This window comes from Pseudomonas sp. ES3-33 (assembly GCF_000952175.1).
Lineage (GTDB): Bacteria > Pseudomonadota > Gammaproteobacteria > Pseudomonadales > Pseudomonadaceae > Aquipseudomonas > Aquipseudomonas gregormendelii.
The window spans coordinates 20,026-46,057 of the sequence record NZ_JZRI01000054.1 but is presented as its reverse complement, the minus strand read 5'-3'; the positions used below and the strand labels follow the sequence as shown (position 1 = coordinate 46,057).

The following is a 26,032-nucleotide window of genomic DNA, read 5'->3' as shown; positions in this document are numbered from 1 at the left end:
GGCACCGACTCTAACGTGCCTGCTGATTACCGACTAACGCCGATGAGTCAGCTGATGCCGCCTAAAGGACATGAAAAAAGCGTAAGGCGCAGTGTACCTGGGCTTCCCAGCCTGCCCAGACCGGTCTACGGTCGTACCGAATCACTGCCCAATCGCGCGTTAACCCGCCGCCACAGTCACCCATGGGTGCAGTTGTCGTACGCGATTCAGGGCGTGCTGGAGGTGCAGACCAGTGTGGGCCGCTTCGTAGCGCCACCCGAACGGGCGGTATGGATACCGGCTGGTATGCCGCATCGGGTGTTCAGCTCGCCGCGCACGGAAATGCGCAGCCTGTACCTGGATTGCAGCGTGACGCAATGGGCACCGCCGCGTTGCCATGTGCTGGGGGTCAGTGATCTGCTGCGCGAGTTGATCAGGGCTTTCAGTAAAATCCCCATAGAGTATGAGCAGCACGGCGCCCATGGGCGGCTGACTCAGGTATTGCTGGACCAGCTCGCCGAGGCGCCGACGATCGACTTGATGCTGCCGCTGCCTCAGGATCTGCGTTTGCGGCAGATCTACCAGAGCCTGCAGGCCCATCCGGAACAGCAGACAACCCTGGCGCACTGGAGCCAGAAATTCGGCGTGACGGAAAAGACCCTGAGCCGCCTCTTCCTGCGCGATACCGGCCTGACCTTCCGCGCCTGGCGCCAGCGTCTGCGCCTGCTGGGCGCGCTCACCCCGTTGGAACAGGGAGAACGAGTGACCGATGTGGCGCTGGCCTGCGGTTACGAATCGACCTCGGCATTCATTGCGGCGTTTCGGCAGCAGTTTGGCGAAACGCCGGGGGAGTTTTTTCGGTAGATGCTGGTGGCTGCAAGCTGCCCCTGCAGGAGCTTGGCTTGCCAGCGATGGCGGCATCAAATGCACCATCGAATCGCCGGCAAGCCGGCTCCTACGAAGACTTTTGTGCAGCGTTAATTCATAGGCGAAGTGCTGACCACCCGCAGCGCCAGGCCCTCATAGGCATCCAGGGTGATGGTGAATTCACCCTCGGCCGTGAGGTCGCCTTCCACTCGTTCATTAATGATGTCGACCACCGGGCCCGGCGCGATGTTGGGCAGGTGCAGGGTTTCGGTGATCGGCGTCGAGCCGAAATTCAGCGCAGTGATTTGCGTGCCTTTGCCGGCGGGCAACTCATGCACCATGACCAACAGCCCAGGGTGCTGCACATCCGGCACCAGGATCTGGCGGCTGGCGGCGATGTCATAGGCGCGGCGCGCGGCGAGGATTTTCTGCAGCTGAGACGCGAAGGAGTCAGGGTCGTTTAGCTGCGTCGGCAAGCTGCCATAAAGCGTCTTCGGCCGCGGCATCTGTCCCGCGGACAGGGGCGCATCAGGGTTCAGATCGACCAGGTCGTAGGCCCCCCGATGGATCCAGCGGGTATCGCCATCGAGCATCAAGTGCTCGACCTGTTCCGCGGGCAATGGCAAGGCGCCCACCAGATCCCAGCCAGACAAGGCAAACACCCCTGGCTGCATCGCGTTGTACATCACCAGCAGCAGGTGCACCTGACGGATCTGCGCGATATCTGCCGCAGTGATAGCGTCAAGATCACGAATCCCCAATGCCGCCGTGATGATGCTCGCCGTAGTGCAAGACACGCCGTTGGTGACGAATTTAAGGTTATAGGGGGCATGTTCGCCGGCCAGGCGTTCGTACATCTGTTCGCGGATGTGCTCGCGCAGGATATTGCCGGGGAAGGTCTGGCCCTGATACAGGTAGGTATCATGGGCGTGCAGCGTCCAGAAGTGCACCAGCTCCAGGGTCAGCTCGTCGTGGTTTTGCAACGCGTGGATAAGCGAGCCGGGGTCGATGCCCAGGGAGTGCATCTGACGCAGCATCAGGCGCAGGAATTCGGTATCCCCCATCAGCAAGGCATGCTGGTAGGCCGGGCGGGTGATGAAGTCATAGGACAGGTCCGCGCCGCCGTGGGACATGGCGGCGATGTCATCCACGGTCAGGTTCAACTCCTGGAAACTGAACCCGCCGGCCTTGCGGATCGCCCCGGCCAACAGCTGGTTGCCGGTGATCGACAGCGGGTGACTCTCCGACCAGGCGGTGCCATCGAGCTTGCGCTCCACGCCGAGAAAGCCATTGGCGTCCAGGCGCAGGATCTTTGCGCCCATCACGTCGATAGCGTGCAGGGCGTCGCCGATGATCATCTGCTGCGCAGCGAAGGTCGGGTCCAGCCAGTTCAATGACGGCTGGCCTTCCTTGAAGTAATGCAGGTACACCCAGCGGCGCGGTTTGCCGTCGACGCCGACGACTACCGGTGTGGCGCTCCAGTCGGTCTCCTTGACCCCTGGCTCGAAGAAAATCACCCGCTGCAACTGGCCGACGATGTAATGCTTGTCCCGCAACACATCAACCTGCTGCGGGCTGAGGTTGTGCGCGTCGCGACCTTCCTCGATCTCCGGTAGCAGGGGCCAGTCTTCTTCGCGGATCTCGACCATGTGGTAGAGACCCGGGTAATCCTCGTACGCCATCTCGGCCAGGCGAAAATCCGCGCCCTTGCCGGTGTGCGAAGGAATCACATCGTCGATGATCACCGCGTTATGCGCGGCGGCCATGCGGGTCAGCGCCTGCAACTGCGCCTCGGTGCCCAGTTGCGGGTCGATCTCGAAACTGATGCGGTCGAAGTTACCGTCGATGGTTGGCGTCTGGACCGTGCCGCGCAAACCACCGGACATTTTCAGCGGCCCATTGTGAATACCCTGGATACCGATTTTCGACAGCGCATGCCACAGGGTTTCATCGCCCAGTGCCTCAAGCACAGTGCCGTCTTCGCGGGTGACGATGGATGCCGGATACGCGGTGAACCACACTGAAGACAACGCCGAAGCATCTCGCGGGCGGGTATGGGCAAACGGCTGTTGCCACAGGCGGCCCTGCCCCGAGTAGAGCTTGGCCCGCTGGCGGGCGGCGTGCAGCATTGATTGTTGAACCAGCCAGGCCACATGGTTATTTTCCGCTGCCGTCATATAACAATCACCTGTGTTCGAGAATCGAAATCGCAGTCGGCCATTGCACTCCAATAGCACCGCTCGTTTTCATATGAGGGCCTGGGGCGCCATTCGTTGCATCTTCGTCGCGACCAACGCCACTATCGAGTGATTGCAGTGGCCATCATCTCGCAGGTAATATTGAGAGCGATTCTCACTCACATCTGGAAAGCCGACCGGTGCAACCCTCCTCGACCCGCAAGCTTGGCTTCTTTTTCAGCGACCATCACCGCTGGTTGCTGCAGCATATCCAGCAGCGAATGCGCAATCATGCGGATGCCGAGGACACTGCCGCCGATACGTTCTGCCAGCTGCTGGCGGCTCGGGTCGACCCGGACAGCATCGAACAACCACGCGCCTACCTGTCGACCATCGCCCGTCGGCTGATCTTTGACCGCCACCGTCGGCGCAAACTGGAACTGGCCTATCTGGAACGCCTGTCATTGCTGCCGGAAGCACTGGCGCCCTCCCCTGAAGAGCAGATGCTGCTGATTGAAGCATTGGTCGCCATCGACAAGGCCATCGATGGCTTGCCGTCGATCGTCAAGGCGACTTTCCTTTATAGCCAGCTCGACGGGCTGAGCTACGTGGCCATCGCGCAGAAACTGGGATTATCGGAGCGCACCGTCAGCCGCTACATGAAGCAGGCCCTGCGTCAGTGCTACCTGAGCGAGATCACGCCATGAGCAAGCTGCGCCTGGACCCGGTCAGCGAGCAAGCCATAGACTGGATGGTCAAGCTTCGCGCCGGCACCCCGGATGCCGCATTGCAAACGCGCTTCAATGCCTGGTTGGCGATGGACCCGGCGCACCTGCAGGCCTGGACGAATCTGCAGGAGCGACTCGGGGCATCGTTCAACACCGTGCGCGCCCTGGATCGCCGAGTGCCGGGCCAGGCCGGTGAAGCGCGGCAGATCCTGCTGCAACCCCAAGGCTCTCGACGGGATGCTCTGCGGGTCATTGCCGGGCTGGGTCTGCTGGGCGGCGGTCTGTGGCTCTGCGCCCGCAGTCCGCTGGGGGATTCCTTACTGGCCGACCTGAGCACCGGGCGCGGTCAGCGTCAGGGGTACAACCTCGCAGATGGCAGCCGCCTGAACCTCAACGCCAACAGCGCGGTGGACCTGCGCTTCGACGACCAGCAACGCCTGGTGGTTCTGCGTCACGGCGAATTGGTGATTCAGGTGGCACCCGATCCGCAACGTCCATTGCGTGTGCGCACCGCTCAAGGGCAGGTGCAGGCCCTGGGCACACGTTTCCTGGTGGCCCAGGAACAGGACGCCACCCGGGTCGTTGTGCTGCAGCATTCGGTGCAGCTGCGACTGCCGGACGGCACCACACGGGATCTGCAGGAAGGCCAGTCCGCCCTGCTGGCCACTGGGCGCATCACGCCAACGGCCGGCGACCAGCGTGGTCGCGCCGACTGGCTGGTCGGACGCCTGAATGTGCTCGACGAACCCCTCGAGCAAGTGGTTGAGGCCCTGCGTCCGTACCAGCGCGGATTCATCCGGATTGCGCCGCAGGTGCGTCACTTGCGGGTCCAGGGTGTATTCCCCCTCGACGACCCGGCCCGGACCCTCGCCGCGCTGGCAGAAACCTTGCCGATCCAGGTGGACAGCTACAGCCCGTGGCTGACGTTGATCCGGGCACGAAACACGTGAATGGAACTGGAAGCTGTGACCCTGTGGCGCTCGCCGCAAGAGGGGTGCAAAACTCCAAGCGAAAAATTTTTTTGAAAATACTTCTTATTCGTGTCCGGTTTTCGTTTCTCATCCCACCTATCTCCTGACACTTTCACATCATCAGGAGAACGCTGTGTTCAACCCGTGGCCCCACGCCCTTTCCGTCGCTGTTGCCCTGGCAACCCTGGCCAGCCCCATCCTGGCCCAGGCGCAACCCCTGACCTTCAACCTGCCGGCCGGCCCCTTGGCCGCCACGTTGAATGCGATTGCCAGCCAAAGCGGGCACATCGTCTCGCTTGAACCCGCTCTGGTACAAGGCAAGCAGGCGCCTGCGGTGGTCGGCCGGATGCTCCCCGAACAAGCGATGAACCAGGCACTGACCGGCAGCGGCCTGCAATTGCGCGTGACCGGGCAAGGCAACTTCAGCGTCGAGCCTGGCGCCGATGGCAGCGCGGCAGTGCAGTTGGGGGCGACCACCATCGTTGAGAACAGCGTCGAGGCCACGACTGAAGGCTCCGGCTCCTATGCCGCGCGGGCCGTGACCATCGGCAAGGGAACCCACACCCTCAAGGAAATTCCGCAGTCAGTCACCGTGATGACTCGCAAACAGATGGACGACCAGGGCCTGACCGACCTCAAGGACGCCGCCAACCAGACCACCGGCCTGGTCGGTGTGCAAGGCGTGGGTAAAGGCATGATCCTCACTTCCCGCGGCTTCCAGATAGATGACTGGCAGTACGACGGCGTGCCGATCCCCCGCAACACCTACGCCCTGGGCAACTGGGCGACCCAGGACCTGATCTTCTTCGATCGCCTGGAAGTGCTGCGCGGCGCATCGGGCTTGCTGCAAGGCACCGGCAGCCCTGGCGGTGCGATCAACCTGGTACGCAAACGCGGACAGAACGCACCGACCGTGACCCTCACCGGCAAGGCCGGCTCCTGGGACCGTTACGGTCTGCAACTGGATGCCGGTGGCCCGCTGAATGAGAGCGGGACGGTGCGTGGACGCCTGGTTGCCGACGAGGACGACAGCCATTCGTTCATCGATTACGAGTGGAGCAAAACCCACTCGCTGTACGGCACTCTGGACTTTGACCTGCGCGAGGACACCACCCTTGGCCTGGCATTCAGTCGCACAGATGCCGAGTCGAGACCCATGATCCGAGGCCTGCCGCGCTACGCCGATGGCACGATGATTAACGTGCCGCGTTCCACGTTCGGCGGCTCGACCTGGAACCACTCGCAAATTGACGTCAATACGGTCTATGCGGATCTTGAACACAGCTTCAATGATGACTGGGCGTTCAAGGTCGGCGCCGTGCACATGACCGAGAACAACGACGCCAAGAACCAGCGGCTGCAATCGATTGATGACAGCATCAATGCCGATGGCAGCGGCGTGCAATATGCCGATTTCGTCACGGACTTCGATGCGACAAAAATTGGCCTGGACATGAATCTCACCGGACGCTTCGACGCCTTGGCGATGGCCCAGGAGGTGATGATCGGCAGCAATTACTCGAAGTTGCATTCTGACGACAAATTCGCACGCACCTTCAACGACAGCACCGACTCAATCTTCGGTATTGACCACCATCGTCCCGAGATCAGCTACGACGGACTGCTCAATACCGCCGGCGGTCGTGCGACCATAAGCGAATACGACATTCGGCAAAAAGGCCTCTACGGCAGCTGGCGGGTCAAGCCGATTGAGCCGCTGACCCTGGTGCTCGGCTCCCGGGTCAGCTGGTACGATTACAGCTACAAATCGGCGGACCAGCGAGCCTTCGCCAATGTCGCCACTACCAATGCGCCAAGCACCATGAGCGAGAACGGTGAAGTCACGCCTTACGCCGGTATCATCTACGACCTGAACCGCGAATGGGCGGTGTACGCCAGTTACACCGATGTCTTCGAGCCACAGACCGCTCGCACCACCAGCGGCTCGGTGCTAAAGCCGGTGATTGGCAGCAACTACGAAATCGGTCTCAAGGGCGAACTGATGGATGGCAGGGTCAACACCTCCCTGGCGCTATTCCGCTACGACCAGGAAAACCGCGCGGTCAACGATGTGGCCTCGGGGTTCGCCTGTGACGGCTGGTATTGCTCCACTGCTTCGGGGAAAGTCCGCAGCCAGGGGCTCGATGCCGAGATCAGCGGTGAAGTGCTCAATGGCCTGCAACTGTTCGCCGGCTACACCTACAACACCACCAAGTACCTCGACGACCCGGACAATGAAGGCAAGACCTTCAGTACCTGGACGCCCAAGCACATGCTGCGGGTATGGAGCGACTACCAGTTCAGTGGCGACTTCAACCGCCTCAGCACCGGCTTGGGCTTCACCACGCAAAGTCATACCCTGGGCTACGAACACACTTACGAGGTGCCGGGCTACACCGTGTGGAATGCCCGCGTCGGCTATCAGCTGACTCCGGAGATCGGCCTGGCGATGAACGCCAACAACCTGTTCGACAAAAGCTACATCACGGCGGGGTATAACCAGCTCAATGGCAATAACAACTATGGCGATCCACGCAACCTGATGTTCAGCGTCAAATACACTCCCATCTTTTAAGCCGGCTCAGTCGTCCTCATGCAGCTTGATGCCACGGGCATGCAGCAGCGGCGGGACCACCAGCACCAGCAGCGTCAACGCCAGGAACGCAGCCGATATCGGTTGCGTGACGAAGATAAGCCACTCGCCCTCGCTGATCGACAAGGCGTTGCGCAGCTGTTTTTCCGCCATGGGCCCCAGCAGCATGCCGACGATCACCGGGGCCACAGGGAAATCGAATCGCCGCATCAACACCCCGCCCCAACCGATCCCGAGCATCAACAGCAGATCGAACGAGGAATGGCGCACGCCGTACACGCCGATCGTGGCAAACACCAGGATGCCGGCATTGAGGTAGGGCCTGGGGATCTGCAACAGCTTGACCCACAGGCCCACCAACGGCAGGTTCAACACCAGCAGAATCACGTTGCCGATGTACAGCGAAGCCACCAGCGTCCAGACAAGGTCCGCAGAGGTTCAAAGAGCATCGGCCCCGGCTGCAGGTTGTAGTTCTGGAACGCTGCCAGCAGTATCGCCGCAGTGGCTGAAGTGGGGATGCCCAGGGTCAGCAGCGGCACCAGCGAGCCGGTGGCGCTGGCGTTGTTCGCCGCTTCGGGGCCGGCGACGCCCTCAATGGCGCCCTCGCCTTTGTTCGCCGAGAACTCCTTGGGCTATTTGCTCAGTTTGCGTTCCGTGGAATAGGACAGGAAAGTCGGGATCTGCGCACCGCCAGCCGGAATCGAGCCAAACGGAAAGCCGATCAGGGTTCCGCGCAGCCAGGCGGGCACCGAGCGTTTCCAGTCCGAGCGGGTCATCCACAGCGAAGTCAGGCGATGTCGGCCCGAGTTGTTTTTATAAGCCTGCGATTTCACACAGCGTAGTACAGGTGCGGTGTGACGGTATGGCGACCCCTGCAGGAGTGAGCCTGCTCGCGATGAGGGCGTATCAGGCGACATCGTTGGTGGATGTCATGCCGCTATCGCGAGCAAGCTTTGCTCCCACAGTGATCTCTGCCAGACCCGTGCGGAGGGGATCAGGCTATCGAAACCTCAGGTATTGGTCTTCAATCGAGTCCACAAGCGCGTACTCAACCGCGCAATCGCCGCTGGCAACTCCTCGACCGTGAACAGCTTCTCCAGCACCGTCTTTGGCGGATAGATCGCCAGGTCCTGCTTCACCGCCGGCACCACATATTGATCCGCCGCCAGATTGGGGTTGGCGTAGTGGATGCTGTTGGTGATATTGGCAATCACCTGCGGCTCAAGCAGGTAGTTCATGTAGGCGTAGCCGTTCTTCTCGTGCGGTGCGCTCTTGGGCATCACCACCATGTCAAACCACAGGGTCGAGCCCTCATCAGGAATCGAATAGGCGATGTTGATGCCATTGTTGGCTTCCTTCGCACTGGCCGCCGCCTGCACCACGTCGCCGTTGAAGCCGATCACTGCGCAGACATTGCCGTTGGCCAGGTCGCTGATGTACTTGGAGGCATGGAAGTACTGCACATACGGGCGGATTTTCAGCAACGCCTGCTCGGCCTTCTTGTAGTCCGCCGGCTCGTGGCTGTGGGGCGGCAGGCCCAGGTAGTTGAGGGTGATCGGCAGGATCTGCGTGGGGTTATCGATGATCGCCACGCCGCACTGGCTGAGCTTCTTGATGTTCTCTTCGTCAAAGAACAATTTCCAGGAACGGGTAATATCGGTGTTGCCAAAGATCGCCTTGATCTTCTCGACGTTGTAGCCAATGCCTGCCGTGCCCCACATATAGGGGTAGCCATACTGGTTGCCCGGGTCGTTGACCTCAAGCTTGTGCAGCAATACCGGGTCGAGGTTTTTCCAGTTCGGCAGCTGGCTCTTGTCGAGCTTCTGCACGGCGCCGGCCTTGATCAGGCGCGAGAGAAAATGGTTTGAAGGGCTGACCACGTCATACCCTGTGTTGCCGGTCATCAGCTTGGATTCCAGCACCTCGTTGCTGTCATGAATGTCGTAGGTGGCCTTGATCCCGGTTTCCTTGGTAAAAGTAGTCAGGGTGTCATCGGCGATGTAGCCGTTCCAGTTGGAGATATTGACCACTTCATCCGCGTAACTGGCTGCCGGGAACGAGGCGAGCATGACCATCAGGGTAAGGTTGTAGATGCGCATTTTCTGTCACCGTGTGTGCTGAGTTGTTGTTCTTGGTTGATCGACGGATGTTCTAGATTTCAGTTCTGGCCCTGACTGACTCCACACGCATGCGCAGCATGGCACCGATATCCAGCAACGGTTTGGGTGGCAGCCAGCCGGGTTGGGCTCGGCGCATCACCGATTGCAGGACTGGCGAATCGACGCCAGAGGACATTTCAGCCAGCAACCGCCCCCACAAAGTGCCGCGTGCCACGCCGGAACCATTGCAGCCGGCCACCGCATAAACCCCCTCCTCGACCTTGGCGAAGTAAGGCTGGCCGCTGCGCGATGCGCTCAAATGTCCGGTCCAGGTGTACTGGATGTCCTGCGCGCCGAGGAATGGGAAACGCCGCTGCAAACCCAGCACATGATGTTCACGGCGCACTCGCAGCTCGCTGGCGGACAAATCCCGCGACCGGTATTCCGCCGTGTTGCGGATCATCACCCGGCGGTCCGGGGTCAAGCGCACGGTGGCGCCCAGCGGGCGGGTGGACAGCACGCCCCAGGGCTCGACCGCGCCGATTGCCTGGTACTCGGCGTCAGTCAGCTGCCGGGTGAGGCTCGCGCTGAGCTCCATCGCAAACGTTGCGCTGTCGTCGATGCCCGAACGCGAGATGAATGCATTCAGGCATACCAGCACCTGCTGCGCTTCAATTCGGCCGGCAACGCCATTGGCGCGCACGCGCCCCTGACTCAGGCGCTCCAGACCGGTGATGTCGGTGTTTTCGTAGAGGGTGACGCTGGCGGGCAATGCATCCAGCAAGCCCTTGACGTACTTCGCCGGCTGCAACAACGCGTTGCCATTGCCGCACCAGATAGCCGCCTGGTAATGCCGGGTGCCCAGCTTGTGATACAGCGCCTCGCCTTGTAGAAAATGCGCCGAAGCACCCACCGCGCGCAGGGTTTGCAGCTTGTCCTCGACCTGGGTCAATTTGCCGGGATCGCTCACCGCAAAAAAGTAACCATCGTCGCGAAAATCGCATTCGATGCCATGCCGGGCGATACGCTGGCGCACTTCGAGGCTTGCAACCCGGGAGATCTCGGTGTCCACCTGATAATTGGCAAAACCCTTGCTACCCAACAACTCATCGGTGCCCGGATGTTCGTGGGCCACGGCAAACCCTGAGTTGCGCGCCGAAGCGCCTTGCGCCGCACGCTGGCGATCAACGATCACGATGCGGGCCTGAGGGTGCATCTGCGCGAGGGTGTGGGCGGCGTTCAACCCGGTAATCCCAGCCCCGATAATCAGCCAGTCAGCCTTCTCGGTACCCTTCAGGGAACCGCGCACGGGCGAGCTGCCCGCCTGCGCAATCCAGCCACATTCATTGGTCATGCATCACCTCGATCCACTGTTGTCCCGCCGTGGGCATTGCCCTTTCCCATGCGCTGAACGCATGAGAAACCTCGGCCTTGACTGGAATTTAGAGTGCAATCGGTGATAAAACCAACGTTATAAAATCATCGAAGTATTCGGAAAACGCATGGATAAGCTTCGTCACGTGCCGTCGCTGCAAGCAATGCAGGCGCTGGTGGAAGTCGCCGACTCGGGCAGCTTTACGCAGGCCGCATCAAGGCTGTGCCTGACTCAAAGCGCTGTGAGTCGGCAAATTCAGCAGCTGGAGAGTCACTTCGGTGTGGCGTTGTTCGTGCGCACCAGTCGCAGCCTGAGTCTCACGCCCCAGGGCGAGCAGGTGCTAACCAGTGCCCGCAGCATCCTTGAGCAACTCAAAGCCCTGGAGGAACGGCTGGCCCCCAGGGAGCGTCCGTTTCGCATCCGCATGCACGTATCCCTGGCGGTGCGCTGGCTGCTGCCCAGGCTGAGCGAGTTCTACCGATCTCATCCCGAGGTTTTGCTGTCGATCGAGACTGTGGCAACTGAAGTGGTGGAGCCAGCCGTCGACAGCGACGCCTACATCCTCTATCTGGCGCAACCCTCGAATGATCCGCAGTCCATGACGCTGTTCGAGGAAGCGCTAGTGCCCGTCTGCGCGCCGGGGCTGGCTGACCCGCTGCGAGCAGTTGAAGACCTGGTGCATTGCACCCTGCTGCATCGCTCCTCGGACCGGCATGACTGGATAAAATGGTTGGCAGCCAACGGCGGTGGACCGCTGGAGCGCTACCGGCACATTCCTTTCAACCTGGATGAACTGGCACTGGATGCGGCTGCACGCGGGCTGGGTGTGGCGATGACAGACCTGACCCTGGCGGGCGAGTCGGTAGATCGAGGCGTGTTGGTGATTCCCTTCGGCAAGGCGCTGAAGACAACGGGCGTGTATGCGCTGATCCTGCAACCCTCAGCGAGCACGCATCCGGCCTGTGGGCTGATCCTTGAGTGGTTTGCCCAGCAGGCCGAGGGGGAAATCGCGAACCCCGAAAGCTAGGTGCCGTTACCGATGCCCTCGGTCGCCTGGGCAAACGCCACACCGGCCTCGCGCACCAGCTGACGCCATTCATAGCTGTTGATCAGACCGGTACGTTCCATCTCGTCAGCGGCCTTGAGGAGCTCATCGTACTGCTCTTCACAATCCATGCGAATCAACGGCTCCTTGAGCAGTTGGTACCAGGCCGCCATTGCTTGCTGCTTTCGATCGTCGTTCATGGCCAGACTCCAACGGTTGTTTCTGGTTGGGCGTCTGGTGCAGATAGCGGTTCCCGGGTGCCGACATACGGCGATTAACCTCATTATTGTTAGTGGCAGATGCTGATCCGCGCGCCCTTTGCAGGGCCGCGTGGACAGTTTTCAGGGGGAATCAGGCGATCAGACGAACAGGCTCAGTGCACCGGTCAACAGCGCCAACGCTTGCTCAGTCTTCCCGGCACCCGCGCCGAGCTGATCAAGGCGATGCGGGCACAAGGCATCGCGATTGAAGACGGGATGGGCAACTGAGCTATTTCGGTTGCGCGACTGTGCGCAAATAGGGTTTTACCGTTTTAAAACCGTCCGGGTACTTCTTCTTCGCGTCTTCATCGGAAACCGAAGTCGGGATGATCACGTCCTCGCCCGGGCGCCAGTTCACCGGGGTGGCCACGGTGTGTTTGGCATTGAGCTGGATGGCATCGAGCAGTCGCAGCACTTCATCGAAGTTGCGCCCGGCGCTCATTGGGTAGATCAGCATGGCCTTGATCTTCTTGTCCGGGCCGATGATGAACACCGAGCGCACGGTGGCGTTGTCCACGGCCGTGCGCGCGCCGCCACTGGCATTGGGGTGGATCATGTCGTAGAGCTTGGCCACCACCAGGTTCTCGTCGCCGATCATGGGGTAATTCACCGCGTGGCCCTGGGTTTCCTCGATGTCCTTGGCCCAGCTTTGATGGTTACCCACCGGGTCAACGCTGAGCCCGACGATCTTGGTGTTGCGCTTGTCGAACTCGGGCTTGAGGCCGGCCATGTAGCCAAGTTCAGTGGTGCACACCGGGGTGAAGTCCTTGGGGTGGGAAAACAGGATGGCCCACTGATCGCCAATCCATTCATGGAAATGCAGCGTGCCCTCGGTGCTCTCGACGGTGAAATCCGGTGCTTCGTCGCCAATACGAATGGTCATGTGCGTTCTCCTCGCGGTGAAGGGTTGGGAAACTGCTGGACGGGTCAGTATAGGAGACGGTTGAGGATAGAGGTCCGGGAATGGAGAACCCGTAGAGTCTGATGTGCTGCACAAATCCCGTGCACAACCCTGACCCTGTAGGAGCTGCCGAGTGAAACGAGGCTGCGATCTTTTGATTTTCCAGGATCAAAAGATCGCAGCCTGCGGCAGCTCCTACGGGGAACCCATGGGATTCCAGAGTGTTTACCGACGTGCCAGCTTGTATCGGACACAATCCTCATAAAAGCCTTGGCGAATGGCCGCCGGCTTGATCCGCGAGGGGCTGTCGTAGGTCTGTTCGGTGATGCCCATGGCCATCATGCGCATCCACGGTTTGGTGAATTTGTAGGTCTGCAGCTTCTGCCGCGCTGCGTACAGCGACACTCCCGCCAGCTTCAACTCCTGGGCTTTAGCGGCCGTCCCCGCGCCCCAACTGCACATGTAACGATCATTCGTCTTCAGTTCCCTGGCTTCGGTCATCGTCGCCACACTGGCCAGCCCGCACGACATTAACGCGATCATCACACTGCGCATGTAGATTCGATCCTAACAATTTGAAATTAAATTGATTCTGATCAAAACCCGCAACGTTCGGGGCCAGTAAAATGCCTTACGCCTACATGAGAATAGTTCTTGATAAATCCAAGACATTTCTTGCAACATCCATTTTGTTAGCTATAGCTAACACTCCAATGTTCTAAAGTGAGGCAACGGAATGTCAGTCGCAAAGAAAATGACGGTAGGGCAACTGACAATGTTGACAGCCGTCAACATGTTGGGGTCCGGCATCATATTGTTGCCAACCAAACTCGCCGAAGTCGGCGGAATTTCCATTCTTTCCTGGCTGATCACAGCCACCGGTTCCCTCGCGCTGGCTTATGCCTTCGCGCGCTGCGGAATGCTCAGCCGCAAGACGGGCGGCATGGGTGGCTACGCTGAATACACCTTCGGCAAGGCCGGCAACTACCTGACCAACTACACCTACGGCGTGTCGCTGTTGATTGCCAACGTAGCGATCAGCATTACGGCGGTCGGCTATATACAGACGCTGTTCGACGTCAAACTCGATTCGCTGCAAGTAGGCCTGGCGACCATTGCGTTGCTGTGGATCACCACGTTCGCCAACTTCGGCGGCGCGCGGATTACTGGCAAAATCGGTTCGATCACCGTCTGGGGCGTGATCGCACCTGTGGTCCTGGTTTCCACCGTCGGCTGGTTCTGGTTCGACAGCAGCGTCTACGCGGCGGGATGGAACCCGCACAACATGGGCTATCTGGAAGCAGCGGGGGCTTCGGTCGCAATCACGTTGTGGGCTTTCCTGGGCCTGGAATCGGCGTGCGCCAACACCGACGCCGTGGAAAACCCGGAGAAGAACGTACCGATCGCCGTACTCGGCGGCACCTTGGGCGCAGCGGTGATCTACATCGTCTCCACCAACGTGATCGCCGGCATCGTCGGCAATCCGGAGCTGGCCTCCTCCACCGCGCCGTTCGGGCTGGTGTTCGCCAAGATGTTCAATCCGATGGTCGGTAACATCGTCATGGCGGCGATGATCCTGGCCTGCATTGGCTCGTTACTGGGCTGGCAGTTCACCATTGCCCAAGTGTTCAAGAGCTCGGCGGATACCGGTTACTTCCTGCCGATCTTCGCCAAGGCCACCAAGGCCGGTACGCCGATTGTCGGCATGTTGATCCTGCTGGCGATCCAGACTGCAATCGGCTTCCTGACCATCAGTCCGGATCTGAGCAAGCAGTTCGACATCCTGGTCAACCTGGCAGTGGTCACCAACCTGATCCCGTACATCCTGTCGATGGCGGCCCTCATGACGATCCAGAAGGTCTCCAACGTACCGGCAGGCAAGGCACTGGCTACCAACATCATTGCCTGGGTCGCCACGGCCTACAGTTACCTGGCGCTGTACAGTTCAGGCGAGCAGGCGCTGATGCTCGGCGGTGTGGCGACGATCTTCGGCTACACCCTGTTCAGCTTCGTCAACAACCGCTTGATTGCGCTTGAAGCGCACAACAACAGCGTACCGACGCAGACGGTCAGCGCCCAGCACATCACGGGCGAACCGGTGCCGGTGAATCATTTGAATACTGTGCCTTTGGAGGTTAGATCATGACGGAATATAAACACTCGCTGGGCATGCTCGCGCTGGTGGTGGGCACTCCCCCGGACAAACGTACCGTTTTCGGTCGCGCCCTGGACCAACTGATCCACGACGTGGAAGAACGCTCCATCAGCGTGTTGATGTCGGAAAGCCTGAGCGACGCGACGTCGATCCTGCGCTCGGACTCGGCCATCCAGTGCGTATTGCTGAGCTGGGAAATGGACGAGAGTGAAGGCCATCAGGAATGCATCAAGCTGCTGACCACCCTGCGCGAACGCAACACTCGGGTGCCGGTATTCCTGATCAGCGACCGCAGCACCGCGTCGAACATTCCGCTGGTGGTGATGCAGCACGCCGATGACTTCATCTGGCTACCGGAAGACACCAGTCGCTTCCTCAGCGGCCGCATCATGGCAGCCATCGAGCGCTATCGGCAGGCCGCTCTACCGCCAATGTTCGGCGCGCTGGTGAAGTTCTCCCGCTCCTACGAATACTCTTGGCACACCCCTGGCCATGCCGGTGGCACCGCCTTCCTGAAAAGCACTGCCGGACGCGCGTTCTACGAGTTCTTCGGGGAAAACCTGTTGCGCTCCGACCTGTCTATCTCGGTCGGCGAGCTCGGTTCGCTACTCGATCACAGCGGCCCGATCGGCCAGGGCGAGCGTTACGCGGCCAAGGTGTTCGGCGCGCACCGCACCTATTACGTGACCAACGGCTCCTCGATGTCCAACCGCGTCATCCTCATGGCCAGCGTCACGCGCGATCAGATCGCCCTGTGCGACCGCAATTGCCACAAGTCGGCTGAACACGCGATGACGCTGTCGGGGGCCATTCCGACCTACCTGGTGCCGACCCGCAATCGCTACGGCATCATCGGCCCGATCCTGCCGCAGACTTTGAGCGCCGAGGGCGTCAAGGCCGCCATTGCCAACAACCCGTTGGTCAAGGAAGGCATCGATTCGACGCCGGTCCACGCCATCATCACCAACTCTACCTACGATGGCCTGACCTACAACGTCACCCGAGTCGAGAAATTGCTGGGGGAAAGCGTCGATCGTCTGCATTTCGACGAGGCCTGGTACGGCTATGCGCGGTTCAACCCGCTGTACCGCGAACGCTTCGCCATGCATGGCGCCCCTGAGGATCACGACGAGTCCCGGCCAACCGTGTTCGCCACCCAATCGACCCACAAACTGCTGGCCGCACTGTCCCAGGCGTCGATGATTCACGTGCGTAACGGCCGTAATCCGATCCCCCATGCACGCTTCAACGAATCGTACATGATGCACGCCTCAACCTCGCCGAACTACGCGATCATGGCCTCATGCGACGTCAGCTCGGCGATGATGGAAGCGCCCAGCGGGCAAATCCTCACCACTGAATCCATCGAAGAAGCGATCAGCTTCCGCCAGGTCATCTCGCGCATGCACCATGAGATGGCCAGCGATGACCAGTGGTTCTTCACCTGCTGGCAGCCACCGACCGTGCAAGTCGGCGCGGCGGCGGTGCCGTTCCACGAAGTCGACCCGGTACTGCTCAAAAGCGAGCCGAACTGCTGGGTCCTGCACCCGAACGAGGTGTGGCACGGCTTTGGCGACATCGAAGACGGCTACTGCATGCTTGACCCCATCAAGGTGTCGGTGCTGAGCCCGGGCATGGGCGACGACGGCAATTTGCTGGAATCCGGTATTCCCGCTTGCGTGCTCACGGCGTACCTCGGTCGCCAGGGCATCGTGGTGGAAAAAACCACTGACTTCACCATCCTGTTCCTGTTCTCCATCGGCATCACCAAAGGCAAATGGGGCACGCTGGTCAACGCCTTGCTCGACTTCAAGCGTGACTATGACGAGAACGTGGAGCTTGAACTGTGCCTGCCGGACTTGTTGGCCGCGAACCAGCAGCGCTATGCCGGCATGGGCCTGAAAAACCTGGGCGACGAGATTTTCGCCGCGATGAAGGAGAACAAGACCACTTCCACCATGGCCCAGGCCTTCGGCATGCTGCCGCAAGCCGAGTTCAGCCCGGTGGAAGCCTATGAGAAGCTGGTGAGGAACGAAGTCGAACTGGTGACTCTGGAAGAAGCTGCCGGGCGCGTTGTCGCGACCGGGATCGTGCCTTATCCACCGGGTATTCCGTTGTTGATGCCGGGCGAGAACGCAGGACCTGCGGATGGGCCATTGCTGGCATATCTGAAGGCGCTGGAGAACTTCGACAAGTCCTTCCCGGGCTTTACCCATGATACGCACGGCATTGAAACCGAGGACGGCGTATCGCGGTTGTTGGTGTTGAAGTGAAGTAAGCGTTTGTGGGGCGGCGGGTGTGCTCGGTGTAGTGGTGGGTTGAAGGTAGTTTCGGCAGCCGATTCGGCTGCTATGATTGACCACCATGACCAACATGCCTGCGTTCCGCCAACCCTGCCCTCCCGGCGCCTGCGATTGCGGGCGCGATCCGCTGTTGGAAACCCCGGGCGCTGACGTGCGCATCCTGCTGCTGACCCGTGCGGAAGAAAAACGTCTGCTCGAGCGTCTGGAGAACCTCCAGAGCCTTGGTGACCTGGAGCGCTTGCAACGCCGCATGCACGAACAACTGGGCATCCGCGTTGACATTGCGCCAGGCTTCAACGAAGTCCGGACCATGCGCGGCATCGCCATTTCGATCGCCGAACTGCCCGGCTTGTGCCGCAAGACCCGCGCATCGATCCCGGCGGCGATTCGGCGCGGGTTGGAGAAGCATCCTGAAGTGGCTTATGAATTGCTCAATGCCAATGACCTGCTCAGAGATGCGTGAAACGTAGATCAGGGGCAAATCCAGCAAACTTTGAAGCCCGCAATTAACCCGTTGTGAGGCCTACTTTTTCATTCCAACGCGACGGCGCATATCGGCGGTGATGGTCTGGCGGGTTTTTTTCAGGTTTGCCCAGGGCTCATGGCCGACCTCGGCAAGGCGTTCATGCACGTTGTGCACATTCCATTGATTACCGCCCTTCAGCTCTCCTACCTCCTCCCTGAAAATCGGCACTGACACCGGCAGCCCTTCACGGGTGCGCACCGCGTAGGCGCAGATCGTCGTGGCGCCAAGGCCGTTGCGCAGATAGTCGATGAATATCCGCCCGACGCGGTTTTTCGGCCCGGACACGGCGGAAAACCGTTCTGGCAGCAGTTTCGCCATGTGGCTGACAATCGCGTGACTGAATTCTTTCACCTCATCCCAGCCAAGCTTGCGGGTCAGCGGCACCACCACATGAATACCTTTGCCACCGCTGGTCTTTAGGAACGCCTTAAGCCCCAGTTCATCCAGCACCGAAAGGGTCAGCTGAGTCGCCTCGACCATGCTTTTCCAAGGCAGCGCCGGGTCAGGGTCGAGGTCGAGGATGAATCGGTCAGGCCTGTCCAGCTTATCGGACGTGGCATTCCAGGTATGCAGTTCCACCGTGCTCATCTGCACGGCACCGATCAGCGCTTCGGCGTTGTTGATCATCATCACCGGCTGCCCGGTAAGGTCCTTGTCCAAGGTAGTAATGCCCGGGATCGCCAGGCGCTCGGCGTTTTTCTGGAAGAACAGTTCGCCGGCGATGCCATCCGGGGCGCGCACCAGGGCGACCGGGCGATCCTTCAGTTCGGGCAGGATGAATTCGGCGACTCGGGCGTAATACTCGGCCAGTTGCATCTTGGTGGTGCCACTGCTGGCATCGATCACCCGGCCCGGATGAGTAATGCGCACCTTGCCCGCAGCAAGTCCCGCCTGGGATGGCGCCGGGCTGGCTTGCTCTGCGGCGGCTTTTTTGCCGGCAGGCTTTTTGGTTGGAGGGTTCCTGGTAGCAGACTTCCTGGCAGCAGGCGCCGATGCAGCGCTTTTTTTCACCACGGCTGGGCGCTCCTCAGTGATGTCTTTGGCCGGCTTGTCGTCACGCAAGCCATGGAACACCGCGTGGCGCACGGAGCCGTCCTTGGTCATTTCGGCAAAGGCAATTTCCGCCAGCAACACCGGCTTGAGCCAATGCACACCCTTGGCATCGAACCCCGAGGGCGGGTTGGCGACCGAGGGTTTCTTCGCCTTCAACGGCAGCAATTGCGCGTAAATGCTCTTCAGTGTCGTTTCGTTGAACCCGGTGCCCACCTTACCGGCGTAGCGCAATTTGCCGCTGTCGCGATCATGCAAGCCCAGCAACAACGCGCCGAAGGCACTGCGCGAACCCTTGGGATCGGTGTAACCCACCACCACGAATTCCTGCCGATGCTTACACTTGAGCTTGATCCAGTCGCCACTGCGCCGCGACACATAAGGGGAGCCCAGGCGCTTGCCGATCAGGCCTTCCATCTGCATCTGGCAGGCGCTGGTGAGCAAGGCATCCGGCGCTTCGCCGAATGAGTCAGAAAACCGCAGCAAGGGATCTTCGTGAGTTCTGAGGACCGTCGCCAGTGCCACCCGACGTTCTTCCACCGGCACTTCACGCAGGTCGACGCCGTTGAGGTATGGCATGTCGAACAGGTAGTAAAGGATGTTGCCACTGCTGCCCTCTTCGAAGGCATTTTGCAGGGCCTGAAAATCTGGAACTCCCTGCTCGTTGGCTACCACCATCTCACCGTCGAGCCAGGCCGACTCGAGGTCCAGGTCGGTCAGCGCCTTGGCTTGCGCCGGCAGTTTGTGTGTCCAGTCATGGCCGTTGCGGGTGAAGAGCTTGACCTGGCCATGGTCGATACGCGCCATGATTCGATAGCCGTCGAACTTGATCTCATAGCTCCATTCGCCATCCGGGGCTTTTTCGACCAGGGTCGCCAGTTCCGGCTTGATCAGCTCCGGGAGCTTGGCCTTGTGAGCGCCGGTAAGCTTGGCCGAGCGGCCTTCAGGGGCGACCTTGGATGCGGGCTTTTTGACGGGCTTGGGTTTGGCGGCGGCCTTGGCCTTTTTCGGCAGGATGGTGCGGTCGCTGAGCACGCTGTCGGGCACGGCGACGACCACGTCGTAATCGCTCTCGGGCTTGGCCGCGCTGTCCTGATGCTTGATCAGGAACCACTGCTCCTGTTTACCCGGCATGTGCGTGCGCACCAGGTTCCACAACCCGCTGAGCTTCTCGCCCTGCAGTTCGAACTTGAGCTTGCCCTTGGCGTAGGCTTGGGCCGGATCCTCCTGGGGTATCCACACCCCGCGATCCCAGACGATCACATCACCGGCCCCGTAATGTCCCTCGGGAATACTGCCCTCAAAGGTCGCGTAATCGATCGGGTGATCCTCGACATGCACCGCCAGGCGCTTGACCTTGGGATCCAGGGACGGCCCCTTGGGAACCGCCCAGCTCTTCAGGGCTCCGTCGAGCTCCAGGCGGAAATCATAGTGCAGGCGCGAAGCGTCATGCTTCTGGATGCAGAACTGCAAGGCATGGTCTTTGGACTTTTTCTTGCCTGGTCGTTTCGCCGCCGGCTCGGAAGTCGCGGAAAAGTCGCGCATGCGGTTGTAATCGTCGAGGTTCCGGGTCATGGCTCACTCCCCTGATGCCGTTGCAACGCTGCCCCCGATGCCGGGGCCGATGCGCGTGACGATCAACGCTACCACTGCGATCCGCTCGACCCGCTGATAACCCGGAGTCAAGAGTTCCTCGCCAAACACATCGGGATCGATCTCGCGGTAAGTCCAAGCGAACAGTGGCGAGGCCAGGCGCGACGACAACGCTTCGAGGAATGGATCCCGCCCCTCGACCATGGCCACCCCCGTATACAGTACCAGCGAGCCTCCGGCTGCCAGGCGATTGAGCGCCTGTTCGACGATGCGCACCGACAACTGCTCGCCGAACTCGCCACCGCCATGGCGGTATGCGCGCTCACCGGGGTCGGCCATATACGGCGGATTGGCGACTATGAGATCAAACTGGCCGTCGACGTCCTGTAGCACGTCGCTGGCCTCCACTGTGATATTGGCCACCTCGGCCAGGGCGGCATTGACCGTGGTCAGGCGCAATGCCGCCGGGTTGATATCGACCGCCAGCACTTGCGCTTCACGGCGCGCCCGGGAAATCACGATTGCCCCAACGCCAGCGCCGCAACCGATATCCACGGCACGGCGAATCGGCGCAAAGCTCTGCTGCAGGTGCGTGTGGATTAACTGCGCAAAGCGATAACTGTCCGGTCCAAAAAAAACCGAATCGGCCGCTTCAGTAGGAAAGCCCGAGTGCGCGAACAGCAAATCGTCGAGGCTCGACCAGCGCACTCGACTTTTCAGCCGCCCCAGGGTTTCCACCAGGACGCCAGCCTGCTGCAGTTGCCGCTGTTCATCGGCAGGCAGCAGCCCGGACTCGAATGTCCGCGACCAGCCGTAGACGTCTCTCAGGTTTTTTGCCAGACGCGTGGCGTCTCGGTCGAGTACCCGCTGGTGGGTCAGCGGAGTGGGCGTGACAAAACGATAGCCGTCCGCCTGCAGGCGTCTTCCCAGCTGTAATAGAGCCAGTTCGTCAGCGTCCAGTCGTTCTTCCTGATTCATGTGCAGCTCCCTAGCGCAGGCTGGATTTAAGTTCGATGTAGCGCCGCGTGGCGAGCAGTCCCGCCGGGTGTGAGTGACGATGGGCTGACAGCCACGGGATCAACACGGACATCTGTGTATGGGGATCCAGCCCCGCGAGTGACGCTTGCAGCGTCTGCACGTCAGGGTCACTGGCCGGCAGCTCGGGAACCCGGGCGGCACTGACTACACGCCGATGTGCCGGCCTGGCCCGCTCGGGCGCCCAGTCTCCAGCGATCCAGTCATGCAGCAATTGTTTCTCATAAGGGCTGAACACACCGAACATCGCCGCACCATCACCCACTATCATCTGCCAGAACCGGCTGCCCTGCGGATCCTGGTGGCGCTTGATCCAGCCCTTGTTTTCCATGGCACTGAGGAAACCGGGTAATTGCTCGGGTGAAGACAACCACTGATTGACCGTCTTGCCCTCGAAACGGCAATAGTCCGAATGCATGTGCTGGCCGAACGAACGCTTGCGTTCGAGCATGCCCAACAGCTCTTGCTCGAGGTCGAACGACTCGATAATCGCGCGACTGCCCTGCCCCAGATCGTTAAGTCGATAGCCAGCAGCAACCCGACGCAGGAACTCTTCTCGGTCGCCTTCCAGCGGCATCAGCTGCAGCACTGACTGCACGGCTTTTTGCGCGTGGCCGGTGCTGGCGTTATCGATGGTGACATGGAGCGTGAAATAGTAGGGATCGATGCCCAGTTCGCTCAGTTCATAGGCGCTGATCAGCAGGTGCAGCGGCAGTTGTTCATAACCGAGGTTGTAGCCGATCACTTCAGGCATGAAGTCATCGCTGCACTCGCCCAGCGCCAGCTGGATCGCGCCTTGCAGGTATCGCTCGTCGGGCAGCGCGCAGGTGTCATCCAGGCCATGTTCGGCCAGGAGCTTGCGATAGATCACTACGTGGTTTTGCGCCGGATTGCCGTCGCCCAATTCTTCCAGGTAGGTGCAGATCAGCCCGTCGAACCGCGGGTCACGCCAGTGGCTCAGCAAGCCATACAACCATGCGCCGTCCACCAGTTTGGTCGGCCCGACAGCCTGCAGGAAAAACAGCGCATGGGCCTTGTTGCTGAAGAACTGACGTGGGCCGCCATCCTTGCGTTGTTGCAGATAATCGGCGTACTGGCGCGCTACCTGCGCGCAGTGCTGTTCCACAAACCATGGCAAGGCAGACAGGTCCCGGGGCATCTCCTCAGGCAGGTCTTGGGCCTGTTGAAGTTGCTCGACCAGGAACGTCCGCGCCAGGGATTTGCGCTGCGCGTCATCGACGTTGAGCAGCAGTTGGGCATAGGTATTTTTCAGGCTACCGGCGGTCGGGATCGACTCTGCGCGGGCAGGCCGGGATTCAATTCTTGTCAGGGCAGTCATGGGCGCATCTCTCGGTCTATGGCCAGTGGCAGGACGCTGAATCAACGCGTCTCTACTGCAGCAGAGCGATGAGCCTGGGAGAAAATTCAATCGAGGTTAAAAATGGCCGGACAGACGGCCAGGGCCTGGAGTAAACAAGCCCCCTTGTAGGAGCGAGCTTGCTCGCGATGGGGCCGGCCAGATAGACCGCTGCCGTCGTGATCGCCAGCAAACCCTGCTCATTCGGGTTTGCGTGATGGCTTATGCAGTGCCCTTGGCCTGCTGTTCCAGATGCACTTGCAGCTGTGGATCTATGCTCAATGCGGCTGCCAGTTCGTCCAGATACGCGCGCTCAACATCCTGCTGGTCGTCCACCAGCATCACGCTGGCCAGGTACATTTCGGCAGCAATGCCAGGGTCCGTGGCCGACTGTGCCACGTCGGCGGCATCCAGAGGCCGGGATACTTCGTTGTCCAGCCATTGTTGCAGTTGCGGGTCGTCGGTGTGACGGCCGATTTCTGTACTGATCATCTCATGCTCGGCAGGGTCGATCCGGCCGTCGGCCTTGGCCGCTGCGATCAGCGCGCGCAAGATAGCGTGGCTGTGTTCCTCGACTTCCGGTCCGGCCAGCAGGTTCACGGTCTGTGGCGCTTGCTGCGGGGCAGATGACGCCTGATTGCGCTGCCAGGCCTGATAAGCCTGGAAGGCCATCATGCCGAGCGAGGCCAGGGCCGCGTAATTCATTGCGCCACTGCGTCCGGATCGGTTCTGGTTCGCGCCGCCCAGGGCCGAACCACCGCCAAGCAGGCCACCGAGCAAACCGCCCAAGCCACCGCCGCCCATGCTGGAACCGGCGCGACCGCCACCCAACAGGCCGCCCAGCAACCCGCCAAGATCACCGCCGATGCCTCCCTTGGGGGAAGCGGCACCCGTTTGCTGCGAGGCTTGGCCACGGAGCAGTTGTTCGAGCAGGTCGCTGGTGTTCATGACGTCGTCCTTATTAATGGAAGTATTTCGGTCAGGAAACGATAGTCCTTGCGGGCCAATCTGCCACCACCGTCTGGCTGCCGACATCAGGGCAACAGCGGCGTGGATTTAGCCGAAGTATTTTCCCGCGACGCAGCTAAGATTTACTGACGGTGAACCTTATTCGCGGATTTTCGGTCGATACCTGCAACCCGAACCGGTTTGCCGCCGCCCTCGCTCGCGAGGGTGATGACTGGCTTGCTTCACTTTTTGGAGAACGCCCCCGTGATATCGACCCTACACATCGCCAGGCTCAAAGCATGGGGCGCCCATGGTTTTACCGCCACCGGCGTGGTCACCGCCTTCCTCGCGACCCTCGCCCTGCTGGATAACCAGCCGACCAGTTGCCTGCTGTGGCTCGGCGTCGCGCTGATCGTCGATGGCCTGGATGGCGCATTGGCGCGCAAGGTCAACGTGCAGTCGGTGCTGCCCAGCTTCGACGGTTCGATCCTCGACCTGGTCATTGACTACCTGACCTACGTATTCATCCCCGCGCTGTTCATCTATCGCTACATTCCGTTGCCGGACTACACGCTGCTGCTAACGGTGTCGCTGATCCTGGTGTCTTCGCTGTTCTGTTTTTGCAACGTCAATATGAAGAGCAAGGACAACTACTTCCAGGGCTTCCCCGCTGCGTGGAACGTGGTGGCGCTGTGCCTGTACATCATTGCGCCTTCGCCATGGATCACCTTCCTCACGGTGATTGGCCTGGCGCTGCTGACCGTGACCCGCATGAAGTTCCTGCACCCGTTTCGCGTGCGTAAATTCATGCCGATCAATATTGCCGTGACGGCCATCTGGTTGTTGTGCAGCTTGTCGCTGGTGGTCAACCATCCGGTGATCAACCCGCTGGTGATGGGGCTGTGGTTGCTGATGTCGGCTTACTTCCTGGGCATTTGCATCTGGCGTACGGCACTGGAGTGGTTTGATGGATCGCGGCACAAATAACCCGCCAAAAGATGACGCTTAAGTAGGAGCTGCCGCAGGCTGCGATCTCTTGATCCTGACCTTATATCTCAAGATCGAAGATCGCAGCCTGCGGCAACTCCTACCGGGGTTCAGCGCCGGGTGATGACCACTTCCAGGTACTCGCTCGGCACCACCAGTGATTTCTCGCCCGCCCTGTTCATCCGGTTGAGCAACTCGGTCAGGTCTGCTTCCAGCGCCGTGGCGCCATCGGGCGGCAGCGCGGCGAATGCCTTGTGCACCGGACCGTACCAGCGGCGAAACGTGTCGATGAAATGGGCCGCCGAGCGATAGCGGAAGTTGAAGGTCCGGCGGCTGACCTGGACCAGGAAACTGCGCTCGTCGAAGTGCGCATGCAGCCAGGCCTCGGTACCCCACTGCGAAGGCGGCTGCGCACCCGGTGGTGGTGGCATATGCTTGCCCAGGGTCTTGAACACCTGGCCAACGAAGCCTTCGGGCGTCCAGTTGGCCAGGCCGATACGGCCTCCGGGGCGGCACACCCGGGCCAGCTCTGCAGCTGCTTTCGATTGATCGGGGGTGAACATCACGCCGAAGGTCGACAGCACCGCATCAAAACTCGCATCTTCAAAGGGCAATGCTTCGGCATCGGCGACCTGAAAGGTGACTTGCAGGCGCTCTGCCCGCGAGCGGTCCTCGCCGCGTTCCAGCAATGCGGCCACATAGTCGGTGGAAGTGACGATGCAACCGCGCCGTGCGGCCGCGAGCGTGGCATTGCCGTTACCGGCGGCGACGTCCAGCACGCGCTCATCGCACAGCAGGTCGCAGGCCTCGGCCAACTGCTCGCCGACGATCTGCAAGGTGGTGCCGATCACGGCGTAGTCGCCACTGGCCCAGGCGGCCATCTGACGGTTTTTCAAGGCAGTTAGATCAATGGGTGTGCTCATGAATTGCGCTCCAACAGTGCTCCTGCACCTGCTATCTCCCGTTCAATGACGAACTTAGGCATGACAACCTCTCATTCTTGATATGGGAACAGGGTTTTTTGCCCTGCAGGCAAACTATCGCGCCGCAGCACGGCGGCGTCCTGTCCGATCGTCGGCCAGG

Annotated in this window: 20 protein-coding genes and 2 pseudogenes; 10 read left to right on the top strand and 12 right to left on the bottom strand. The window is 60.6% G+C overall.

Features of this window, described 5'->3' with window-relative positions; translation table 11 throughout:
* The first annotated feature begins 54 nt into the window (after positions 1-54).
* Positions 55-843: an AraC family transcriptional regulator gene (locus UB23_RS09175; protein ID WP_045059034.1), complete on the top strand. Its 789-nt coding sequence runs from the start codon at positions 55-57 to the stop codon at positions 841-843.
* Between the two features lie 113 nt (positions 844-956).
* Here the strand turns inward: UB23_RS09175 and treS are convergent, their stop codons facing one another.
* Positions 957-3,023 carry a maltose alpha-D-glucosyltransferase gene (gene treS / locus UB23_RS09170; RefSeq protein ID WP_045059033.1) on the bottom strand — a complete coding sequence of 689 codons (2,067 nt, stop codon included), beginning with the start codon at positions 3,021-3,023 and terminating at the stop codon, positions 957-959.
* Positions 3,024-3,223: 200 nt separating this feature from the next.
* Here treS and UB23_RS09165 point away from each other — a divergent pair, with 200 nt between their 5' ends.
* The 3 genes from UB23_RS09165 (at position 3,224) to UB23_RS09155 (ending at position 7,297) form a co-directional block, all read left to right on the top strand.
* Complete coding sequence (locus UB23_RS09165) at positions 3,224-3,730, top strand: sigma-70 family RNA polymerase sigma factor (protein ID WP_045059032.1); 507 nt, start codon at positions 3,224-3,226, stop codon at positions 3,728-3,730.
* A complete protein-coding gene (locus UB23_RS09160) occupies positions 3,727-4,701 on the top strand; it encodes a FecR domain-containing protein (protein WP_045059031.1) in 975 nt (324 codons plus the stop codon). The genes UB23_RS09165 and UB23_RS09160 overlap by 4 nt, the downstream gene beginning before the upstream one ends.
* Positions 4,702-4,855: 154 nt before the next feature.
* Positions 4,856-7,297, top strand: a complete 2,442-nt coding sequence (locus UB23_RS09155) for a TonB-dependent siderophore receptor (protein WP_045059030.1) — start codon at positions 4,856-4,858, stop codon at positions 7,295-7,297.
* Positions 7,298-7,303: 6 nt separating this feature from the next.
* Here UB23_RS09155 and UB23_RS09150 read toward each other — a convergent pair.
* The 3 genes and pseudogenes from UB23_RS09150 to UB23_RS09140 all read right to left on the bottom strand — a co-directional run.
* A pseudogene (locus UB23_RS09150) lies at positions 7,304-8,118 on the bottom strand (tripartite tricarboxylate transporter permease); the annotation flags it as partial.
* A gap of 207 nt (positions 8,119-8,325) precedes the next feature.
* On the bottom strand, positions 8,326-9,414 hold the full coding sequence (locus UB23_RS09145; RefSeq protein WP_045059029.1) for a polyamine ABC transporter substrate-binding protein: 1,089 nt from the start codon (positions 9,412-9,414) through the stop codon (positions 8,326-8,328).
* 52 nt (positions 9,415-9,466) lie between these two features.
* A complete protein-coding gene (locus UB23_RS09140) occupies positions 9,467-10,768 on the bottom strand; it encodes an NAD(P)/FAD-dependent oxidoreductase (RefSeq protein ID WP_045059028.1) in 1,302 nt (433 codons plus the stop codon).
* A gap of 148 nt (positions 10,769-10,916) precedes the next feature.
* Here UB23_RS09140 and UB23_RS09135 point away from each other — a divergent pair, with 148 nt between their 5' ends.
* The gene (locus UB23_RS09135; RefSeq protein WP_045059027.1) at positions 10,917-11,816 is read left to right on the top strand and encodes a LysR family transcriptional regulator; all 900 of its coding nucleotides are present in this window, start codon (positions 10,917-10,919) and stop codon (positions 11,814-11,816) included.
* Here UB23_RS09135 and UB23_RS09130 read toward each other — a convergent pair.
* A complete protein-coding gene (locus tag UB23_RS09130; protein ID WP_045059026.1) occupies positions 11,813-12,034 on the bottom strand; it encodes a hypothetical protein in 222 nt (73 codons plus the stop codon). The two genes, UB23_RS09135 and UB23_RS09130, sit on opposite strands and share 4 nt — an antisense overlap.
* 201 nt (positions 12,035-12,235) lie before the next feature.
* On the opposite strand from UB23_RS09130, the pseudogene UB23_RS29235 reads away from it, so the two are divergent.
* Positions 12,236-12,322: pseudogene (locus tag UB23_RS29235) on the top strand (cytochrome C); the annotation flags it as partial.
* A gap of 1 nt (position 12,323) precedes the next feature.
* On the opposite strand, the gene UB23_RS09120 reads toward UB23_RS29235, so the two are convergent.
* Both UB23_RS09120 and UB23_RS09115 read right to left on the bottom strand, forming a co-directional pair.
* Positions 12,324-12,977, bottom strand: a complete 654-nt coding sequence (locus UB23_RS09120) for a peroxiredoxin (RefSeq protein ID WP_045059024.1) — start codon at positions 12,975-12,977, stop codon at positions 12,324-12,326.
* A gap of 243 nt (positions 12,978-13,220) precedes the next feature.
* Positions 13,221-13,550 carry a hypothetical protein gene (locus tag UB23_RS09115; RefSeq protein ID WP_045059023.1) on the bottom strand — a complete coding sequence of 110 codons (330 nt, stop codon included), beginning with the start codon at positions 13,548-13,550 and terminating at the stop codon, positions 13,221-13,223.
* A 181-nt stretch (positions 13,551-13,731) separates the two neighbouring features.
* Between UB23_RS09115 and potE the strand changes: the two genes are divergently transcribed.
* From potE to UB23_RS09100, 3 genes are all read left to right on the top strand, one after another.
* Positions 13,732-15,141 (top strand): putrescine-ornithine antiporter, encoded by a 1,410-nt coding sequence (gene potE / locus UB23_RS09110; protein ID WP_045059022.1) that lies wholly within the window; start codon positions 13,732-13,734, stop codon positions 15,139-15,141.
* Positions 15,138-17,423: an Orn/Lys/Arg decarboxylase N-terminal domain-containing protein gene (locus UB23_RS09105; protein WP_045059021.1), complete on the top strand. Its 2,286-nt coding sequence runs from the start codon at positions 15,138-15,140 to the stop codon at positions 17,421-17,423. The genes potE and UB23_RS09105 overlap by 4 nt, the downstream gene beginning before the upstream one ends.
* Before the next feature lie 91 nt (positions 17,424-17,514).
* Positions 17,515-17,916, top strand: coding sequence for a hypothetical protein (locus tag UB23_RS09100; RefSeq protein WP_045059020.1), 402 nt, complete (start codon positions 17,515-17,517; stop codon positions 17,914-17,916).
* A gap of 60 nt (positions 17,917-17,976) precedes the next feature.
* On the opposite strand, the gene ligD is transcribed toward UB23_RS09100, so the two are convergent.
* The 4 genes from ligD to UB23_RS09080 all read right to left on the bottom strand — a co-directional run bounded on the left by ligD (position 17,977) and on the right by UB23_RS09080 (position 23,962).
* On the bottom strand, positions 17,977-20,604 hold the full coding sequence (gene ligD / locus UB23_RS09095) for a DNA ligase D (protein ID WP_045059019.1): 2,628 nt from the start codon (positions 20,602-20,604) through the stop codon (positions 17,977-17,979).
* 3 nt (positions 20,605-20,607) lie between these two features.
* Positions 20,608-21,600 carry a methyltransferase gene (locus tag UB23_RS09090; protein ID WP_045059018.1) on the bottom strand — a complete coding sequence of 331 codons (993 nt, stop codon included), beginning with the start codon at positions 21,598-21,600 and terminating at the stop codon, positions 20,608-20,610.
* 10 nt (positions 21,601-21,610) lie between these two features.
* Entirely contained in the window at positions 21,611-22,996 is a 1,386-nt protein-coding gene (locus tag UB23_RS09085) for an iron-containing redox enzyme family protein (RefSeq protein ID WP_045059017.1), read from the bottom strand.
* A gap of 240 nt (positions 22,997-23,236) precedes the next feature.
* The gene (locus tag UB23_RS09080; protein WP_045059016.1) at positions 23,237-23,962 is read right to left on the bottom strand and encodes a tellurite resistance TerB family protein; all 726 of its coding nucleotides are present in this window, start codon (positions 23,960-23,962) and stop codon (positions 23,237-23,239) included.
* 264 nt (positions 23,963-24,226) lie between these two features.
* Between UB23_RS09080 and pcsA the strand changes: the two genes are divergently transcribed.
* Positions 24,227-24,949, top strand: a complete 723-nt coding sequence (pcsA, locus tag UB23_RS09075; RefSeq protein WP_045059015.1) for a phosphatidylcholine synthase — start codon at positions 24,227-24,229, stop codon at positions 24,947-24,949.
* Between the two features lie 110 nt (positions 24,950-25,059).
* Here the strand turns inward: pcsA and UB23_RS09070 are convergent, their stop codons facing one another.
* Positions 25,060-25,872, bottom strand: a complete 813-nt coding sequence (locus UB23_RS09070; protein WP_045059014.1) for a class I SAM-dependent methyltransferase — start codon at positions 25,870-25,872, stop codon at positions 25,060-25,062.
* Positions 25,873-26,032 lie beyond the last annotated feature (160 nt).

Bases quoted from the DNA above. Each gene is read 5' to 3' on its own strand.
- UB23_RS09135 (WP_045059027.1), top strand. From the start codon at position 10,917: ATGGATAAGCTTCGTCACGTGCCGTCGCTGCAAGCAATGCAGGCGCTG.
- UB23_RS09140 (WP_045059028.1), bottom strand. From the start codon at position 10,768: ATGACCAATGAATGTGGCTGGATTGCGCAGGCGGGCAGCTCGCCCGTG.
- potE (WP_045059022.1), top strand. From the start codon at position 13,732: ATGTCAGTCGCAAAGAAAATGACGGTAGGGCAACTGACAATGTTGACA.
- UB23_RS09120 (WP_045059024.1), bottom strand. From the start codon at position 12,977: ATGACCATTCGTATTGGCGACGAAGCACCGGATTTCACCGTCGAGAGC.
- UB23_RS09115 (WP_045059023.1), bottom strand. From the start codon at position 13,550: ATGCGCAGTGTGATGATCGCGTTAATGTCGTGCGGGCTGGCCAGTGTG.
- UB23_RS09085 (WP_045059017.1), bottom strand. From the start codon at position 22,996: ATGACTGCCCTGACAAGAATTGAATCCCGGCCTGCCCGCGCAGAGTCG.
- UB23_RS09080 (WP_045059016.1), bottom strand. From the start codon at position 23,962: ATGAACACCAGCGACCTGCTCGAACAACTGCTCCGTGGCCAAGCCTCG.
- ligD (WP_045059019.1), bottom strand. From the start codon at position 20,604: ATGACCCGGAACCTCGACGATTACAACCGCATGCGCGACTTTTCCGCG.
- UB23_RS09160 (WP_045059031.1), top strand. From the start codon at position 3,727: ATGAGCAAGCTGCGCCTGGACCCGGTCAGCGAGCAAGCCATAGACTGG.
- UB23_RS09105 (WP_045059021.1), top strand. From the start codon at position 15,138: ATGACGGAATATAAACACTCGCTGGGCATGCTCGCGCTGGTGGTGGGC.
- treS (WP_045059033.1), bottom strand. From the start codon at position 3,023: ATGACGGCAGCGGAAAATAACCATGTGGCCTGGCTGGTTCAACAATCA.
- UB23_RS09090 (WP_045059018.1), bottom strand. From the start codon at position 21,600: ATGAATCAGGAAGAACGACTGGACGCTGACGAACTGGCTCTATTACAG.
- UB23_RS09070 (WP_045059014.1), bottom strand. From the start codon at position 25,872: ATGAGCACACCCATTGATCTAACTGCCTTGAAAAACCGTCAGATGGCC.
- UB23_RS09175 (WP_045059034.1), top strand. From the start codon at position 55: ATGCCGCCTAAAGGACATGAAAAAAGCGTAAGGCGCAGTGTACCTGGG.
- UB23_RS09100 (WP_045059020.1), top strand. From the start codon at position 17,515: ATGACCAACATGCCTGCGTTCCGCCAACCCTGCCCTCCCGGCGCCTGC.
- UB23_RS09145 (WP_045059029.1), bottom strand. From the start codon at position 9,414: ATGCGCATCTACAACCTTACCCTGATGGTCATGCTCGCCTCGTTCCCG.
- UB23_RS09130 (WP_045059026.1), bottom strand. From the start codon at position 12,034: ATGAACGACGATCGAAAGCAGCAAGCAATGGCGGCCTGGTACCAACTG.